Here is a 15,408-nt window from a genome sequence, read left to right as displayed (position 1 = left end):
TTCCTACGGTTCGATACCGAGCATCACTTCGTCGACATACTCGTCGTCGATCTTGTAGTGGTCCTCCCGAATCGCCTCGACTTCCCAGCCGTTCTCTTCGAGGAACTCGATAGCCGGTTCGTTGCTCGCCGGAATGCTCTGATACACTTTCTCGTAGTCGTGTGTCGAGGCCCACTCAAGTCCCCGTTCCAGAAGGCGGTTGCCGAGCCCCTGATCGCGGTACTCCTCGAGGACACCGAGCGTTAGCTCTGCCGTGTGTCGGAGTTTGGCGATCTCGGCCGAGTTGAGATGGACCCAGCCCACTACCTCGTCGTCGACCGTCGCGACGAAGAACATCCGCGACTCGACGTCGTTGTGTCTGAGCAACGCCTCGTCCCGGTCGAGTTCCTGAGCGACGGTTTCGGCGACGATGTGGATCCCCGGCGCAGCGACGGATTTGATCGCGCTGATGATGCCAGAGAGGTCCTCTTGCCGTGCGGGGCGGATGACACACTCGACGCCGTCGGCCATCACCTCCTGTTCGCCACCGGCCTCGATGGCTACCCGCAGGTCCCCGTCTTCCGTCTGTGTCAGTATGCCGTCGCGCCTGAGCACGGAGACGTGATGTCGAAACCCACGACTGTCGGACGGAAACAACTCCGACCGCACGGCCTGGGGGTCGACGGCCCCCTGCCGTTCGACGAACTCGAAGATACGCTGTCTATCCCGATGGTCGAACGAAACAGGATTCGAGGAAGTCATATCCGAAAAAGTAGGAGATGGGGACATTTACTACTTTTCCAACTGCCAGTGCTCGTTCTATTAGTTTTTTCGCGTGATCCTCCCGAGAGATGATGAATAGGATCTGCAATGCCCCTCTGTCCGATCAGAGTTTGATCGCCATCATCAGTTCGTCGACGTATTCGCCATCGATCCGGTAGTGATCCCGTCTGATCGCTTCCGTCTCCCAGCCGTGGTGTTCGAGGAACTCCGCGGCCGCATCGTTGGTCGCGGGAACGCTCTGGTAGACTTTCTCGTAGCCGTTCGAGGCCGCCCATTCGAGGCCACGCTCGAGCAGGTGACTGCCCAGTCCGTTGCCGCGATACTCCTCGATTACGCCGACGGTGAGTTCGGCCGTATGGCTCAGTTTGTCGAGTTCGGGAGCGTGGACGTGAACCCAGGCAACCACCTCGTCTTTGACTGTCGCGACGAAGAACATCCGTGACTCCAGTTCGTTCTGCCTGAGCAGGACGTCCTGATGGTCGAGTTCCTGGGCGACTGACTCGGCGACGATGTATCGCCCCTCCTGTGCGACCTGTCGGATCGCACCGACGATGCCCGTCAGATCGCTCTGGTTCGCCGGTCGGACCTCGAAGCAGAACTCGTCGCCGGTAAACTCCTCCGTACCGTCGACGTCGAGTGCAACCGAGAGTTCTCCATCGGCCGACTCCTCGAGGTAGCCGTTCCGTTTCAGGATCCCGACGTGGTGGCGAAAGCCGCCCGGATCGTGCGGCAACACCTCCTCCTGGGCCTCGCTACGGTCTACCCTTCCCGCCCGTTCGACGTAGTCGTAGATCGTCTCTCGGTCCGTGTGCTCGAACTCGAGGCTCTGCGAGCTATTCATGAGTGTCGGTACCACGACACAACGTATCAACTTTGCGGTGAAAATACCCACTCTACAGCCTGAAACGGATGGTCCTCAGTTCCGGAGTTCGTGAACGCGTTCGATGTTCCACTCGAACCCTTTGCCGTTTTCGGATGGCGTCTCCAGGACGAGCGGGACGTCCGCGACGTCGTCGTGGTTGATGAGCGTCCGCATTCCCTCTTCGCCGATCAGTCCCTCGCCGATGTGGGCGTGCTCGTCCTTGTTCGTCCCGCAGTCGTGCTTGGAGTCGTTGAGGTGGATGTATTCGAGATGCTCCAGTCCGACCACGTCATCGAACTCCGTGATGGTCTCGTTGACGCCCGCTTCCGTCGAGAGATCGTAGCCCGCCGCGAAGGCGTGGGCCGTATCGATACAGACATCCAGATCCTGCCCGCTCCGGTCGATAACCGCTGCAAGGTGCTCGAACTCGCCGCCGAGTTTCGTCCCACTGCCGGCGTCGCTCTCGATCAGGACGGTCACGCCGTCGGGAATCTCCAGTTCGTCGAGGGCGCTCGCCGCGTTGTCGAGGCCACCGTCGACACCCGCGCCGGTGTGTGCGCCGAGATGGACGTTGACGTAGCCGATATCGAGTGTATCGGCGGCGTCGACCTCCGCCTGCATGCTCTCGATGGATTTCCGACGCAGATCGTCTTTCGGCGTACAGAGATTGACGAGATACGACGAGTGGATGACCCACGGCCCGTCGAGTTCCTCATTGGTATCGTCGCGGAACCTCGCCGCTTCGTCGTCGTCGATGTCGGGGTGTTGCCAGACCTGTGGTGAGGTCGTGAAGATCTGTCCACAGTTTCCACCGACGTCCAGTTCCCGCTCGACGGCGTTGTCGACGCCGCCAGCCACGGATACGTGTGCTCCTACTCGCATAGCACAATCGAGGGATTGGACTGTCAAAGTAACTTCGAACAGCGACCGCCTCAGAATCGATAGTTTTCAGTCTTCTTCGGGCTCGACCCGATCACGGACCCACGCTTCGGCGCTGTATTTCTGTGCTACGAGCGACTCGGCGTCTTCGCGCTCCGCCGCTGTCCACTCGCCATCCTCGGCATCGGCCCACTCCCGCAGCGCGTCTTCGAGATGGCCGACCGCCGTCTCACGTGAGATGTCTGCGTGTTCGCTGATCGCGGTGACCCGCTCCTCGAACTCCTCGGGCGATGTCCCGGGGTTCGAGAAGACGCCCAGATGGGGCTCCGGATCGAGGTCGAACGAGAGCGATCCGTGCTGGATAACCGCGTCGCGCTGGCGGTACTGGGCGTTGCCGCTGATCTTCTGTCCGTCGACGAGAATATCGTGAGCCGGATCGATCGCCCGGAGATAGCAGGCTGGCCGGTGAATCTCGGGATGCTCGTCGTCCGCGAAGGCTGCCGAGACGCCCATCCGATCGAAGGCGTCGAAGATCGGTTCACAGAGGAGTTCGTACGTCTCCATGAGGTCGCCGGGAACGTCGTCAGCGGGGAGGACGATCGAGTAGGAGATGTCGCCGTGAATGTCGTGATAGATCCCACCGCCGCCGGTCTGTCTGCGCGTCACGTCGATCCCCCCGCGGTCACAGAACTCCCAGTCGACCGACCCCGGTGCCTGTCCGTAGCCGAGCGAGAGCGTCGACGGCTCCCAGGTGTAGACGCGCACAGTCCGTCTTCCGTCTCGTACCGCGGTTTCGGCGGCAATCTCGTCGAGTGCCATCGCCATCGCTCCGGACTGGCGTTGCTCCGGAATCGAGCGCCACGCTCGGTCGCTGAGGTCGGTCATAGCCGCAGTTGGTGGCCGGACCGCAAAGGGATGTCGGGAGATAGAGCGCGCGAGGATGGACTCTCCAGTGTGAGGACCCTACCTCCGACAGACATGTTCTATATCGCAATTATCGGTTTACTTCTCCTATATCGACCAACGCGCGGGGCTTTTACACACGCGGGCGATAGAGCCTCTATGGTGCAGAACGTCGCCGGTATACTTCCGGATCTCGAACCCGAGGACTTCTATCTGCTGTCGGGGATAGAGCAGGGAATGCGATTTTCCGAGTGGGTAGCGCGCGAGAAGCTGCCGGAGTTTTCCGATCTCACCCCCGAGGAAGTGGACTATCGACTCGACCGCTGTCTCGACTGGGAACTGATCGAGCGAAAAACGATCCAGTACGAGGGCTACACGCTCACGTTCGAGGGCTACGACGCGCTGGCGTTGCATACCTTCGCCGAGCGCGAGACGGTCAGCGGCTTCGGCGCGTCGCTTGGCGTCGGCAAGGAAAGCGACGTCTTCGAGGTTCAGTCCTACGAACCGATGGCGCTGAAGTTCCATCGTGAAGGCTACACGAACTTTCGGGAAGTGATGAAAGAACGCGATTATACGTCTGATCGCCAGCACGTCTCCTGGCTCTACACCGCCCGGAAAGCGGCCGAGCGCGAGTACGATGCGCTCGAAACGCTGTATCCCGACGTCTCGGTCCCACGGCCGATCGATTACAACCGGCACGCCATCGTGATGGAGAAGATCGACGGCGTCGAACTCTCGCGGACGGGACTCGAAGACGAACAGGTCGTACCGATACTGGAACTCGTGTTGCGCGAGATGCAAACCGCTTACCGCGAGGGGCGGGTCCACGCCGACATGAGCGAGTACAACGTGTTCGTCGGTACCGACGGAGTCACGATTTTCGACTGGCCCCAGGCGGTACCGGCCGACCACGAGAACGCCGAGCGCTTTCTCGAACGGGACGTCGACAACATCGTGAGCTTCTTCAAGCGCAAATACCCCCAGCACGTCGCCGAGTACGACGAGAAGGCGCTGGCTGACGCACTTGCAGAGGACGAGTTCGACGACATCGCCGAGTACACCGCGTAACGGCGTTTTAGATACGTTTTTGCAGTTCGTGGGATAGCCGCCCGCCTGTGTCTATAAATTGCATATTGCGATATCAAAGCCTTCAGGACGTCACGCAGGGCGACGGTCCTAACGCCCGAAACTCCCCCGGAGCCAGTTCGACTCCAGAGGCTCTGTTCCGGTTGATACCCTGCTTCGGCTGGTCGACATAGATCGGAGAGTCAAGCTACCTGTCGAGCAAGAACCCGTCGAGTATCAGTCAGCGGTCGAGTCCTGGAGAGTACGAAGAAGAGTAGCGGAAGATCACTGGTCGGTGAACGAACAACAGAGCATACCTATCGAACAACGAGCGGAACGGGATTTAACACCGTTCCGAACTCGTCCTTACGAGAAGATGTCTTTGATCGCCCCGAGCAATCCGCCGCTGCTGGATGTCTCACGTTGCTCGGTCCGCTCCGTGGACGTCTCTTCGGACGCTGTCTCGGTTGCTTCGGCTTCGTCTTCACTCTCGTCCTCGGTCACCGCTTCGTCATCGCTGGCGTCGCCACCGGCTTTTTCGATGGCCTCGTCGATCAGCTCGTCGGCGTCGTTGACCGCGGCTTTGATGTTCGACTTGACGAGGGGCTTGCCCTCGAAACGGCCTCGGCTGACGGACGTGTCGGCTGCGATGATCACTGCGTCGGCCGCGTCGATGGCCTCGGCCGTGAGTTCGTTCTCGGTACCCATCGCGCCCTGCACTTCGACGTCGATGTCGTGGCCGCGCTCCGTCGCGGTATTTTCCAGGTTCTCCGCACCCATCTGGCTGTGCGCGATACCGGTCGGACAGGCTGTGACTGCTACGAATTTCATTGGCTATCAGTTATCGTTTCACGTACTTCTAGTTTTGTACTGGCGCCCAGCGCGCGCTCTGCGAGTTCCTCGGCCGACTCCGTGTCGGTCTCCGTGATCCCGGCTTTGACCTCGGGAATCGTCACCGCGCTCATACTGAGTTCGTCGAGACCGAGGCCGACGAGCAGTTTCGTCACCGACGGATCACCGGCCATCTCGCCGCACATACCGATCCAGGCATCGTTGTCGTGTGCGGCCTCGACGCTTCGATGGATCGCTCGCAGCACGGCAGGGTGGAGCGGATCGTGCAGGTGAGCTACGGCGTCGTTTTCGCGTGAGGCGGCCATGACGTACTGTGAGAGATCGTTCGTCCCGATGCTGAAGAAGTCGAGGCGACTCGCCAGTTCGTCGGCCATCATCACCGCGGCCGGCGTCTCGATCATCACGCCGAGTTCCGGACGCTCGTACTCGATACCCTCCTCGTCCAGCGACTCGGCCGCGGCGTCGACGGCGTCGAGCGCCGCATCAAGTTCTTCCGTCGTCGAGACGAGCGGGAACATCACTGAGAGCCGGCCGTCACCCTCTGCGGCGGTGCGCAGGAGTGCGCGAAGCTGACTCTCAAACAGGTCGCTATCCTCGTCGAGCGAGCGGCGGATCCCTCGGTTGCCCAGGAAGGGGTTTTCCTCCGCTTCGGCGTCGAGATACGGGATCGGCTTGTCGCCCCCGATGTCGAGCGTCCGAACCACGACCCGGCCGTCCGGGAACGCTTCAAGAGCGTCGACGTAGGACTCGAACTGCTCGTCCTCGTCCGGAGGCTGTTCCCGGTCGAGAAAGAGGAACTCCGTGCGGTAGAGGCCGATACCGTCCGCACCTTGGTCGACTGCCCCGTCGAGTTCGGCGGTCGTCCCCAGATTGGCGGCAACCTCGATTTCGACGCCGTCGGCGGTCTCGACAGGCTCCGACCGAACCTCGATGTCACGACTGGTCGTAACTCGCTCTCTGGTCTCCTCGTCCGGATCGACGATGACCGCATCGTTCGTGGCGTCGATGGCGACGTCCGCCCCTTCGTCGATAGCGAGCAGGTCCTCGCCTACGCCGACGACGGCGGGGATGCCGAGCGAACGCGCGAAGATGGCGGCATGAGACGTCCGGCCGCCCGTCGCCGTCGCAAAGCCGGCGACGCGCTCGGGATCGAGCTGTGCCGTATCACTCGGTGTGAGTCGCTCCGCGAGCAGGACGGTCCCTTCCGGGAGCGTTTCGAGGTCCATCCGCTCGCCGCCCGAGAGGATACGGAGCAGTCTGTCGCGGATGTCCCGCATGTCGTCGGCCCGCTCGGCCATCATGCCCTCCATCCCCTCGAACTGTTCGATGGCACTACCGTAGGCGCGGGCGACGCCGGCCTCGGCGGCAGCGCCGTCCTCGATGGCTTCGTCGACCCCGTCAGTGATCTGGGGGTCGTCGAGGAACTGGAGGTGGGCGTCGAAGACTGCTGCTTCCTCCTCGCCGACGCGCTCGGCGGTGTTCTCGCGTTCGGTCTCGATCTCCTCGCGTGCCTGTGCCTGTGCGTCCGCGAACCGTTCGCGTTCGGTCTCGGGAGCCGCGGCCTCGACCGATTCCGGGTCCGGTCGCTCGTCGGGCCGGTACCAGCGGGCAGTGCCGAGGCCGGACAGCGGCGTCACGCCGACGCCCGGTAGGGGTTCGCTCATAACTCTGATTCTGGTGTCGTGAGGACGGTTGCCACCGCCTCCATGGCCTCTTCTTCGTCGGGCCCGTCAGTCGTGAGAGCGACGTCGTCGCCGGACTTGGCGCCCAGTCCGGTGACCGCGAGCATACTCGCCGCGTTGACGGGGTCTCCGTCGGCCGGTGCAACGGTGATCTCGCTGTCGTACTCGTTTGCCGTCTCGACGAACTTCGACGCCGGGCGAGCGTGGAGGCCGTCTTCCGGGACGATGGTAACGGTGCGCTCGATCATTCGTTGATCGCCTCCAGAATAATCTCCTCGACGTGCTCTGGCGATTCGGCTTCGTGCAACGCGTCGCGGTTCTCCTCGTGCATCAGCGAGCGCGAGAGCGAACTCAGCATCGAGAGATGTTCCTCGCCACCCTCTTCCGGAACGAGCAGCATGAAGATCAGGGTTGCCGGTTTGTCGTCCATCGCATCGAAGTCGATACCGTCGTCGATGCGCGTGAACGCTATCGTTGGGGAGGCGACACCGGCGCTTTTCGCGTGCGGAATCCCGATCCCCATCCCGACGCCTGTGGTGGCGTCTTCCTCTCGCTGAAGGAGATCTTCGAGTGCCTGTTCGCGATCCGTGACGCGGCCGGCGTCGACGGCCAGATCCAGCAGGAACTCGATACACGGTTCTTTCTCGGTGGGCGCGCCGTCGAGAGCGATCAGATCAGTCGTCAGCGGTGTGTGGTCACTTTCAGTTGTCATCGTATGTAAATAGGTTGCAAAGGGGTTAGTCGTTTAGTCGGCGGCTTCGGCTGCCGCTTCCTCCATCGAGTCGACCGCTGCCTGGTCGGGTTTGAGCAGCGTGACCAGTCCGGCAGTCACGAGCGTTCCAAGCGCGATGGCTCCAAGGAATCCAAGGATGTTGCTGGCCAGCAAGACGACGAAGATACCGCCGTGCGGTGCGGGCATGCCGACGCCGAGCGTCATTGCAGCGGCACCAGCGGTTGCACTGCCGACCATGATACTCGGAATCACACGGAGCGGATCAGCAGCGGCGTACGGAATCGCACCCTCGGTGATGAACGAAAGGCCCATCGGGATCGCAGCGATGGCGTTCTCTCGCATCTCGTCGGGGTATTTGTTGGGGAACGCGAGGTTCGAGAGGGCCAGGCCGAGCGGCGGGGTCATCCCCGCGATCATCACGGCGGCCATCGGATCGGTGATACCCTCGGCGACCAGCGCGACGCCAAAGACGTATGCGACCTTGTTGACGGGGCCGCCCATGTCGAAGGCCATCATCCCGCCGAGGACGACGCCGAGCAGTGCCGCGTTGGCGCCCTGCATCCCTTCGAGGGTCGTCGTCAGCGCGTCGTCCAGCAATGCGATCGGAACGCCAAGGCCGAATACGACGATCGGAATCAACAACGCCACCGTCAGCACCGGAATGACGAGGATCGGCATCATCGGCTTCAATGCGCCGGGAACGCTCCAACCTTTCATCCACCGGGCGACGTACCCGGCGAGCAGACCGGCGACGATAGCGCCGAGGAACCCTGCGGTAGCCCCATCGGCGGCGAACCCGACAGTGTTACCAGCCGCCTCGATGATCTGGGGCTGCTGGATAGCGTACGCCAGAATGAAACCCGGAGCGAGACCGGGTTTATCAGCTATCGCGTACGCGATGTATGCCCCCAAGATCGGGATCATTATGGTCAGTCCGAGGACACCGATTTCGGCGAGATACCAGCCTATTGAGCCGGTCGTCTCGAAAACGGTCTCGGTGTTGCCATCGGTAAACGGCAGTTCGGCGACCATGAACCCGATTGCGAGGAAGATACCTCCAATTGTCACGAACGGGATCATGAACGAGACCCCGGTCATCAGATTTTCTTTTGTTGTCGTTAGATGCGAGCGAAGCGCGCTCTCCGTCTTTTCTTTGGTGCCCATAGTTGCGACTACTAATATTCACAATACCGTTAAATGGGTTCGGGAATTCGTTTGTTTCTATCGTTATTTGATGATATTATAATTAATAATCGACGAGAAGAGTTATGTAATAATATAACATGGTTGCAGATGACTTTTAGACCCCCCCCTCACGACGGTTTCGGGATATACGGGTTTCGAGGCAGTAATTGCTATGTTGTTTATTTTTGAATATACATATCGTACTCAACCACATAACGATTATTCACGTCAATTAGACAGTGAATATTTCAGGAGTAGTATCAATGCTCAATGATCTGTGCTGACAATACTATATTTCGATTAGAATAAAATTTCGCCAGGATCTGCTTTCATCTTCCAAATGAGACTACGGGTCAGCGCCCAGTCACAGCAACAGTGAAATAATCGCCAACACGAGAAAGACGAGGATGAATATCCGAGCAATCTCCATAGAGATCCCTGCCACACCGCGAGCGCCGACAGCGGCGGCGACGACTGCGAGGATAAAAAACAGGATCGCCCATCGCAGGAAATCCCCGGTGAGCTGCAGCGGAAAGAACTGGAGGCTCTCGATCATCAGCACCTACCTCGTGTATGATATGAGTTGAGCGGTTGCTCGATGTGGCCCATAGCTTGTAATATGCCCGTTACATACTTTGTAAAGAGACTGCTATCTGCGGTACTACAAGCTTTCGTCGCCGAACAGCGACGTCAGCAACGGAAACCGTAGCTTACCCGCCAAGTGACGGACGGGACGACACGTCTTTCGAAGGCCTTAAGCACCGAACACGGGTATTTCGGGGTAACTCGCTGGACGACGGGCACCAGCGGGCACCTGTCACCGACAGGACGGAATGTGGCCGGACTCCCGGCTGAACCACCCAACGCCCGTGGTGAAACATATGGCACGAAGTTTCTACTCACACATCAAGGAAGCCTGGAAGAACCCGGGCGACGGCAAACTTGCCGAACTCCAGTGGCAGCGCAAACAGGACTGGCGGGATCAGGGAGCGATCGAACGTATCGATCGACCCACCCGTCTCGACAAAGCACGCGAACTCGGCTACAAGGCCAAGCAGGGCGTCGTCGTCGCACGCGTATCGGTCCGGAAAGGATCGGCCCGCAAGCAGCGACACAAAGCCGGTCGCCGGACCAAGCGACAGGGCGTCAACCGGATCACGCGCCGGAAGAACCTCCAGCGGATCGCCGAGGAACGCTCCGGTCGCAAGTTCCGCAACCTCCGCGTCCTCAACAGTTACTGGGTCGGGGAAGACGGCAGCACAAAGTGGTTCGAGGTAATTCTCATCGACCCCGAACATCCCGCAATCGAGAACGACGACGACCTCAACTGGATCTGCGACGACACCCACCAGGGTCGGTCCTACCGTGGCAAGACCAGCGCCGGTCAGCGCGGTCGTGGCCAGCAGAACCGTGGCAAGGGTACCGAGCACACGAAGCCGTCGATCAACAGCGACAGCGGCCGCGGCAAGTAACGTCGCCTCGCAGTTCGACTCGTTTTTATTCGACAACTCGCTCAGTAGCCTCCGGCACGCGCCAGTCGACGTCGACCAGGCCGGACGGATCGCCCCGTGCACCCGCTTCACTGACGACCTCGAAGGTGCGGTCTCGCGCCGCCGATGTGAACAGTGCGGCGACCATCACTCGTGCGACGTCCGCACGTGGGATCGATCCTTTGACCGTATCGCCACCCGCTCCCACGAGCACCTCGCCCGTCGCCAGGTCGTTCGTCAGTCGACCCGGTCGCAGTATCGTGTAGGTCAGTTCGGACGTTCTGAGGGCGTTCTCGGAGGCGAGTTTCGCCCGGAGCGACCGCCAGATGAGGAGACGGAACGGAAGCGCCACTCCCGGCTGTGAGCTACCGACTCCGATAGCGCTCTCGTAGACGAAGTGCTCGACCCCTTCCCCGATAGCCGCCGTGATCAGGTTCGAGACGCCGGTTCTGTCGACCAACGGTCCCGTAATCATGCGCGGGCCTGGCGCGGTACCGACCGCACACAACACCGCGTCACAGCCCGAAACGCCGTCGACGGCGTCGGTCGGTTCGAACAGGTCGCCGACGACCACTTCGTCCACGCCGCGCCGTTCGAGTTCGACAACGTTGCCCGCCGACCGCGTCATCGCACGGACGGTGACGCCCGTATTCCGAATCTGTGTGAGTAGCTCTTGGCCCGTACCGCCGGTTGCACCGGCCACGAGCACGCGCTCGATCTGAGGTGTCATGTGATACAGTACCACGTCACGGATAATACACGTTAACGTGATTGCTCCAGTCGCTGCAACGCCAGTCCCTTTTTGCTCCTGCCGCGAGAGAAGAGGGTATGACCAGCACGCTCTCCGGGGAGACGACGGTCGGTCGCGTTCGGCTTCGCGTGAACGATATCGACCGCGTCGCCGAGTTCTACGAGTCCGTCGTCGGACTCGACCGTCTGCGTCGATCCGACGAGTATGCGGCACTCGGCGCTGGTAGGCAGGTACTGCTCGAACTCGACGCCGATCCGAACGTCCCTCCGAGGCCCGCCGCCGCGGCGGGCCTGTTCCACGCCGCCGTTCGCGTCCCTGACGAGAGGACGCTCGCGGACGCGCTGGCCCGGATCGAGCGGGACTGGCGACTGGACGGCGCGTCAGATCACCTCGTCAGCCGAGCGCTGTATCTCTCCGACCCGGAGGGCAACGGCGTCGAGATCTACTGCGACCGTCCGAAGCCGGAGTGGCCGAGGGATTCGGCGGGCCGTACAGAGATGGACACGCTCCCGCTGGATCGTGGCCCCTTGCCCGAGGGCGAGCCCTCACGGCCGGTTCCCGACGAGACGGATCTCGGCCACGTCCATCTGGAAACGACGGACGTCGACCGCTCACAGTCGTTCTACATCGACGAGATGGGATTCACCGTCTCCGCCGCATTCCCGGGGAACGCGGCCTTTCTCGCCGCTGGCGACTATCACCACCATCTCGGTATCAACGGCTGGAACGGGCGACAGGAACCGTCGGGCGACCACTGTGGCCTCGAACACTTCGAGCTACTCGTCCCCAGAGGGACGCTGGACAGCCTCGCGGACGCGCTGGCCGAAGCGAGGTGGGTCGACGAGACGCTGGCGGTCGAAGACCCGGACGGAATCGAGGTTCGCGTACGCGCTAACGAGTAGCAGGGAGTCGACATAGCGGTAGTCCGGAGGGCCCACAGTCACCCTCTTGTGTCCCAAGCGACTACAGCGCCTATGAGCAAGACTGACGAGCGACTGACGATCTACTCGGATTACGTCTGTCCGTTCTGTTATCTCGGCCGGAAATCCCTCTCGCAGTATCAGGCCGACCGCGAGGAGCCAGTCGAAATCGATTGGCACCCGTTCGACCTCCGTGCGGGCAAACGCGGGCCGGACGGCGAGATAGACCAGAGCGTCGACGACGGCAAGGACGAGGCGTACTTCGAGCAGGCCAAAGAGAATGTACAGCGACTCGCAAAGCAGTACGACGCCGACATGGCGCTCGATCTCTCCCGAGATATCGACTCGCTGAACGCCCAGATCGCCTCCTATCACGTGAAACACGAGCACTCCTACGAGCAGTGGCTAGCGTTCGACCGCGGCATCCTCGATGCGCTCTGGGAGGACGGCCGCGACATCGGCGATCCGGACGTCCTCGCCGACATCGCAGAAGACGTCGGACTCGATTCCGACGAGATCCGGTCGGCAATCGAAGACGAGGATCTGGCCGAGACGGTCAGCCAGCAGTTCCAGACCGCTCATCAGCGTGGCATTACGGGCGTTCCGACCTTCGCGTACGACGGCCACAGCGCCCGCGGAGCCGTCCCGCCGGAACAGCTAGAACGGCTGATCGAGGGCGTTTGAGAAGTCGCACAGCCGGGCGATCAGGCGTAGCCGTCGGCGTCTATCTCCGTTTGTGACAGGTCGCCTAGCCCCTGCATCGCCTCCAGTGCGGACATCAGGTCGCGCTGTGAGATCGTTCCGTAGACCCGACCGTTTTCGGCGACGACGATTCTGTCGGTGCGTTCTTTGCTGATAAGCCGCAGCGCCTCGAAGGCATCCGCGTTGGGGGAGATCGTCGGCGGATCGGTCTTCATCACCTCCGAGACACGACGGGTGTCGCGCTCGCTCGGTGGGACGTCGCGCAGTTCTGCCAGTGTGACGATACCCACTAGCTCCGTCCCCTCAACGACGGGGTAGCCGTTTCGCCGCTCGGCGACGATCCGTTCGAGCAGCGACTGGACGGTCGTGTCGGCCTCGACTGCGTCGCCCCGGTCAGCGAGGAGATCGCTGACGGTGATCCCGCGTAGCATGTCCCGGACGACTGTCGTCCGAGACTCCGCGGCCGCGGCGACGTAGATGAACATCGCGATCAGGAGGAGCAGTAGCGCGCCCGAAAGGACGGCAAAGATCGCCATCAGGACCGCGAAGCCCTGGCCAACAGTGGCTGCGGTCTGCGTCGCGGAGGCGTAGGTACGTGACCGGGCAAGTAGCGCACGCAGCACTCTGCCGCCGTCCATCGGAAAGGCCGGAAGCATGTTGAAGATGGCCAGCGAGATGTTCACAACGGCGAGCAGGCCCACGACGTAGAGCACTACCGGTGCCGACGCGGGAACGACCTGCAGGGCGCTGAAAAAGCCGCCAGCGAGTAACAGGCTGGTGATCGGGCCGGCGATGGCGATCCAGAACTCGACGTTCCAGTCCTCGGGCAGGTCCTCCATGTGTGCCATCCCGCCGAAGATCCAGAGCGTGATCGAAGTGATGCCGACGTCGAAACGGCGCGCGGTCCAGGAGTGGCCGAGTTCGTGGAGCAGCACGCTGACGAACAGCCCCACTGCGGCGGCGGCACCGAGCAGAAGCGGCGTCCGGCCAGCCCCGACGGCTTCGGCATCGACTGCGTGTGGCGAGACCAGATCGATGGCTGTCGCATATGCGGCTAGCTGTTCGGGACGACTGATCAGCCACGCCAGCAGCGGCAGGAAGACGACGAGCGTGATATTCAGTCGTATCGGTATCTGCGTTACCGATCCGATCGTGAAATTTCGCATACTGAATCGTTGGGTCGAGAGGTCATATGTCGTCCGGGTCGACCGATCCGAGGAGCCACGGCTACGGTCGGTTGGTCGTTCCATCACCGATTTGTATCTCGACGTTATATTTCGGTACATGAAACCAGCAGCAGCCGAACGACGGCCCGTCACGCTGACAATCGCGGGCAGCGACTCCGGCGGCGGCGCGGGGATTCAGGCGGATCTGAAGACGATGGAGGCGACCGGCGCGTTCGCGACCAGCGCTATCACCGCCGTGACGTCGCAGAACACGGTGGGGGTGGACCGCTCGCACGTCCTCCCGACGGCGGAAATCGAGGCCCAGTGCGACGCCGTTTTCGATGACTTCGAGGTCCAGGCGATCAAAACGGGGATGCTCGCGACGGCACCGGTCATCTCGCTCGTCACCGACCGCGTCGCGGCCCACGACGCGCCAGCAGTGGTCGATCCGGTGATGGTCGCGACGACGGGCGACCGGCTACTCGATGCCGAGGCGGAGGACGCCTACGAGGCGCTGATTGCCGAGAGCACGCTCGTGACGCCCAACGCCGACGAGGCCGAGGTGCTCACGGGCGCGGCTCTGGAGACGACCGCGGACGCCCGGGCCGCCGGCGAGGAACTCGTCGCGATGGGAGCAGCGGCAGCGCTGGTGAAAGGCGGTCATCTCCACGAGGACGAGGGGACCGTCATCGACGTGCTGGTCACCGAGGAAACGGTCGAGGAGTTCGAGCATCCACGTGTCGAGACGGCCGCTACCCACGGTTCGGGCTGTACTCTGTCGAGTGCAATCGCCGCCCGACTCGCCCGTGCCGACAGCCTCGTCGACGCTGTCGAGTGGGCCACCGATTTCATGCACAGCGCCGTCCGATATCACCACGATGTCGGGCAGGGACCGGGTGCAGTCCATCACCTGGTCGACCTCCGTAACCGTACAGATCGACACCCGACAGTGAAACGACTCGACGCGCTCGTCGAGCAGATCCGCTCGGCGTCGACGGCGGTAGAGGGCCGACACATCGATCTCGCCGTTGGGACGGCCTACGCGGAGACTCTCGAAGACGTCGCGACGACGACGGTCGGGTCCGATGGCGGCGCAATCGACCACCAGCCGGACCGCCGCTTCGGAGCGGATGAGGCGGTCGCTCAGCGGCTACTCGGCGTCCGGGACGCCAAACCGTCGGTACGGTTCGCTGCGAGCATGGCGCTTCCCGAGGAGACGGCGCGTCCCGAGACAGTCGACCTCACGTATCGGGCCACCGCCGACACGCGTGCGGCGTGTCGCCGGAGCGCCGAAGCGACGGCCGAGTCGCCGATCCTGCTCGAAGAGCAGTCCGGCGACATGACGGTGTACACCGCACTCGGGAGTGACACCGCGGCAGTGAGCAAACGGCTCCTCGAACTCAGTACAGGCGAGTGAAAACGGCAGTATAGTCAAAAAAGCAACTCAGGGCTCCCG

General features: G+C 62.0%; 17 protein-coding genes. 5 read left to right on the top strand and 12 right to left on the bottom strand.

Going from position 1 to position 15,408, the window contains the following annotated elements; genetic code table 11:
- Positions 1-3 precede the first annotated feature (3 nt).
- The 4 genes from ACFQL3_RS11320 to ACFQL3_RS11305 all read right to left on the bottom strand — a co-directional run bounded on the left by ACFQL3_RS11320 (position 4) and on the right by ACFQL3_RS11305 (position 3,388).
- Positions 4-741 (bottom strand): GNAT family N-acetyltransferase, encoded by a 738-nt coding sequence (locus tag ACFQL3_RS11320; RefSeq protein WP_377054308.1) that lies wholly within the window; start codon positions 739-741, stop codon positions 4-6.
- Positions 742-865: 124 nt separating this feature from the next.
- Complete coding sequence (locus ACFQL3_RS11315) at positions 866-1,603, bottom strand: GNAT family N-acetyltransferase (RefSeq protein WP_377054306.1); 738 nt, start codon at positions 1,601-1,603, stop codon at positions 866-868.
- 75 nt (positions 1,604-1,678) lie between these two features.
- On the bottom strand, positions 1,679-2,506 hold the full coding sequence (locus ACFQL3_RS11310; protein ID WP_377054304.1) for a deoxyribonuclease IV: 828 nt from the start codon (positions 2,504-2,506) through the stop codon (positions 1,679-1,681).
- A gap of 66 nt (positions 2,507-2,572) precedes the next feature.
- Positions 2,573-3,388 (bottom strand): lipoate--protein ligase family protein, encoded by an 816-nt coding sequence (locus tag ACFQL3_RS11305; protein ID WP_377054302.1) that lies wholly within the window; start codon positions 3,386-3,388, stop codon positions 2,573-2,575.
- A gap of 177 nt (positions 3,389-3,565) precedes the next feature.
- On the opposite strand from ACFQL3_RS11305, the gene ACFQL3_RS11300 reads away from it, so the two are divergent.
- Positions 3,566-4,474, top strand: coding sequence for a serine/threonine-protein kinase RIO2 (locus ACFQL3_RS11300; RefSeq protein ID WP_377054300.1), 909 nt, complete (start codon positions 3,566-3,568; stop codon positions 4,472-4,474).
- A gap of 363 nt (positions 4,475-4,837) precedes the next feature.
- Here the strand turns inward: ACFQL3_RS11300 and ACFQL3_RS11295 are convergent, their stop codons facing one another.
- The 6 genes from ACFQL3_RS11295 to ACFQL3_RS11270 all read right to left on the bottom strand — a co-directional run bounded on the left by ACFQL3_RS11295 (position 4,838) and on the right by ACFQL3_RS11270 (position 9,479).
- The gene (locus tag ACFQL3_RS11295; protein ID WP_377054298.1) at positions 4,838-5,302 is read right to left on the bottom strand and encodes a PTS fructose transporter subunit IIB; all 465 of its coding nucleotides are present in this window, start codon (positions 5,300-5,302) and stop codon (positions 4,838-4,840) included.
- Positions 5,299-6,987 carry a phosphoenolpyruvate--protein phosphotransferase gene (gene ptsP / locus ACFQL3_RS11290; RefSeq protein WP_377054296.1) on the bottom strand — a complete coding sequence of 563 codons (1,689 nt, stop codon included), beginning with the start codon at positions 6,985-6,987 and terminating at the stop codon, positions 5,299-5,301. Before ptsP ends, ACFQL3_RS11295 begins: the two co-directional genes overlap by 4 nt.
- On the bottom strand, positions 6,984-7,253 hold the full coding sequence (locus ACFQL3_RS11285) for an HPr family phosphocarrier protein (RefSeq protein ID WP_377054294.1): 270 nt from the start codon (positions 7,251-7,253) through the stop codon (positions 6,984-6,986). The genes ptsP and ACFQL3_RS11285 overlap by 4 nt, the downstream gene beginning before the upstream one ends.
- Positions 7,250-7,717, bottom strand: coding sequence for a PTS sugar transporter subunit IIA (locus tag ACFQL3_RS11280; RefSeq protein WP_377054292.1), 468 nt, complete (start codon positions 7,715-7,717; stop codon positions 7,250-7,252). Before ACFQL3_RS11280 ends, ACFQL3_RS11285 begins: the two co-directional genes overlap by 4 nt.
- 33 nt (positions 7,718-7,750) lie before the next feature.
- Positions 7,751-8,902, bottom strand: a complete 1,152-nt coding sequence (locus ACFQL3_RS11275) for a PTS fructose transporter subunit IIC (RefSeq protein ID WP_377054290.1) — start codon at positions 8,900-8,902, stop codon at positions 7,751-7,753.
- 385 nt (positions 8,903-9,287) lie between these two features.
- On the bottom strand, positions 9,288-9,479 hold the full coding sequence (locus ACFQL3_RS11270; RefSeq protein ID WP_377054288.1) for a DUF1328 family protein: 192 nt from the start codon (positions 9,477-9,479) through the stop codon (positions 9,288-9,290).
- Positions 9,480-9,804: 325 nt separating this feature from the next.
- Here ACFQL3_RS11270 and ACFQL3_RS11265 point away from each other — a divergent pair, with 325 nt between their 5' ends.
- The gene (locus ACFQL3_RS11265; RefSeq protein WP_377054286.1) at positions 9,805-10,395 is read left to right on the top strand and encodes a 50S ribosomal protein L15e; all 591 of its coding nucleotides are present in this window, start codon (positions 9,805-9,807) and stop codon (positions 10,393-10,395) included.
- 25 nt (positions 10,396-10,420) lie between these two features.
- On the opposite strand, the gene ACFQL3_RS11260 is transcribed toward ACFQL3_RS11265, so the two are convergent.
- A complete protein-coding gene (locus ACFQL3_RS11260; RefSeq protein ID WP_377054284.1) occupies positions 10,421-11,143 on the bottom strand; it encodes an SDR family oxidoreductase in 723 nt (240 codons plus the stop codon).
- A gap of 98 nt (positions 11,144-11,241) precedes the next feature.
- Between ACFQL3_RS11260 and ACFQL3_RS11255 the strand changes: the two genes are divergently transcribed.
- Together ACFQL3_RS11255 and ACFQL3_RS11250 are read left to right on the top strand one after the other, a co-directional pair.
- Positions 11,242-12,066: a VOC family protein gene (locus tag ACFQL3_RS11255; RefSeq protein ID WP_377054282.1), complete on the top strand. Its 825-nt coding sequence runs from the start codon at positions 11,242-11,244 to the stop codon at positions 12,064-12,066.
- A gap of 72 nt (positions 12,067-12,138) precedes the next feature.
- The gene (locus ACFQL3_RS11250; RefSeq protein WP_377054280.1) at positions 12,139-12,768 is read left to right on the top strand and encodes a DsbA family oxidoreductase; all 630 of its coding nucleotides are present in this window, start codon (positions 12,139-12,141) and stop codon (positions 12,766-12,768) included.
- A gap of 20 nt (positions 12,769-12,788) precedes the next feature.
- On the opposite strand, the gene ACFQL3_RS11245 is transcribed toward ACFQL3_RS11250, so the two are convergent.
- Positions 12,789-13,952, bottom strand: a complete 1,164-nt coding sequence (locus ACFQL3_RS11245; RefSeq protein ID WP_377054278.1) for a site-2 protease family protein — start codon at positions 13,950-13,952, stop codon at positions 12,789-12,791.
- Between the two features lie 118 nt (positions 13,953-14,070).
- Here ACFQL3_RS11245 and thiD point away from each other — a divergent pair, with 118 nt between their 5' ends.
- Positions 14,071-15,369 (top strand): bifunctional hydroxymethylpyrimidine kinase/phosphomethylpyrimidine kinase, encoded by a 1,299-nt coding sequence (gene thiD / locus ACFQL3_RS11240; protein ID WP_377054276.1) that lies wholly within the window; start codon positions 14,071-14,073, stop codon positions 15,367-15,369.
- Positions 15,370-15,408 lie beyond the last annotated feature (39 nt).

This window comes from Natronoarchaeum sp. GCM10025321 (genome assembly GCF_042663585.1).
Lineage (GTDB): Archaea > Halobacteriota > Halobacteria > Halobacteriales > Natronoarchaeaceae > Natranaeroarchaeum.
Note: the sequence above shows the minus strand (reverse complement) of the source record. Positions and strands in the feature narration are given on the sequence as shown.

What these genes read in the sequence shown, in the direction of transcription:
- ACFQL3_RS11315 (WP_377054306.1), bottom strand. Translation starts at nt 1,603, where the DNA reads ATGAATAGCTCGCAGAGCCTCGAGTTCGAGCACACGGACCGAGAGACG.
- thiD (WP_377054276.1), top strand. Translation starts at nt 14,071, where the DNA reads ATGAAACCAGCAGCAGCCGAACGACGGCCCGTCACGCTGACAATCGCG.
- ACFQL3_RS11270 (WP_377054288.1), bottom strand. Translation starts at nt 9,479, where the DNA reads ATGATCGAGAGCCTCCAGTTCTTTCCGCTGCAGCTCACCGGGGATTTC.
- ACFQL3_RS11310 (WP_377054304.1), bottom strand. Translation starts at nt 2,506, where the DNA reads ATGCGAGTAGGAGCACACGTATCCGTGGCTGGCGGCGTCGACAACGCC.
- ACFQL3_RS11260 (WP_377054284.1), bottom strand. Translation starts at nt 11,143, where the DNA reads ATGACACCTCAGATCGAGCGCGTGCTCGTGGCCGGTGCAACCGGCGGT.
- ACFQL3_RS11250 (WP_377054280.1), top strand. Translation starts at nt 12,139, where the DNA reads ATGAGCAAGACTGACGAGCGACTGACGATCTACTCGGATTACGTCTGT.
- ACFQL3_RS11305 (WP_377054302.1), bottom strand. Translation starts at nt 3,388, where the DNA reads ATGACCGACCTCAGCGACCGAGCGTGGCGCTCGATTCCGGAGCAACGC.
- ACFQL3_RS11285 (WP_377054294.1), bottom strand. Translation starts at nt 7,253, where the DNA reads ATGATCGAGCGCACCGTTACCATCGTCCCGGAAGACGGCCTCCACGCT.
- ACFQL3_RS11265 (WP_377054286.1), top strand. Translation starts at nt 9,805, where the DNA reads ATGGCACGAAGTTTCTACTCACACATCAAGGAAGCCTGGAAGAACCCG.
- ACFQL3_RS11280 (WP_377054292.1), bottom strand. Translation starts at nt 7,717, where the DNA reads ATGACAACTGAAAGTGACCACACACCGCTGACGACTGATCTGATCGCT.
- ACFQL3_RS11295 (WP_377054298.1), bottom strand. Translation starts at nt 5,302, where the DNA reads ATGAAATTCGTAGCAGTCACAGCCTGTCCGACCGGTATCGCGCACAGC.
- ACFQL3_RS11300 (WP_377054300.1), top strand. Translation starts at nt 3,566, where the DNA reads ATGGTGCAGAACGTCGCCGGTATACTTCCGGATCTCGAACCCGAGGAC.
- ACFQL3_RS11245 (WP_377054278.1), bottom strand. Translation starts at nt 13,952, where the DNA reads ATGCGAAATTTCACGATCGGATCGGTAACGCAGATACCGATACGACTG.
- ptsP (WP_377054296.1), bottom strand. Translation starts at nt 6,987, where the DNA reads ATGAGCGAACCCCTACCGGGCGTCGGCGTGACGCCGCTGTCCGGCCTC.
- ACFQL3_RS11255 (WP_377054282.1), top strand. Translation starts at nt 11,242, where the DNA reads ATGACCAGCACGCTCTCCGGGGAGACGACGGTCGGTCGCGTTCGGCTT.
- ACFQL3_RS11275 (WP_377054290.1), bottom strand. Translation starts at nt 8,902, where the DNA reads ATGGGCACCAAAGAAAAGACGGAGAGCGCGCTTCGCTCGCATCTAACG.
- ACFQL3_RS11320 (WP_377054308.1), bottom strand. Translation starts at nt 741, where the DNA reads ATGACTTCCTCGAATCCTGTTTCGTTCGACCATCGGGATAGACAGCGT.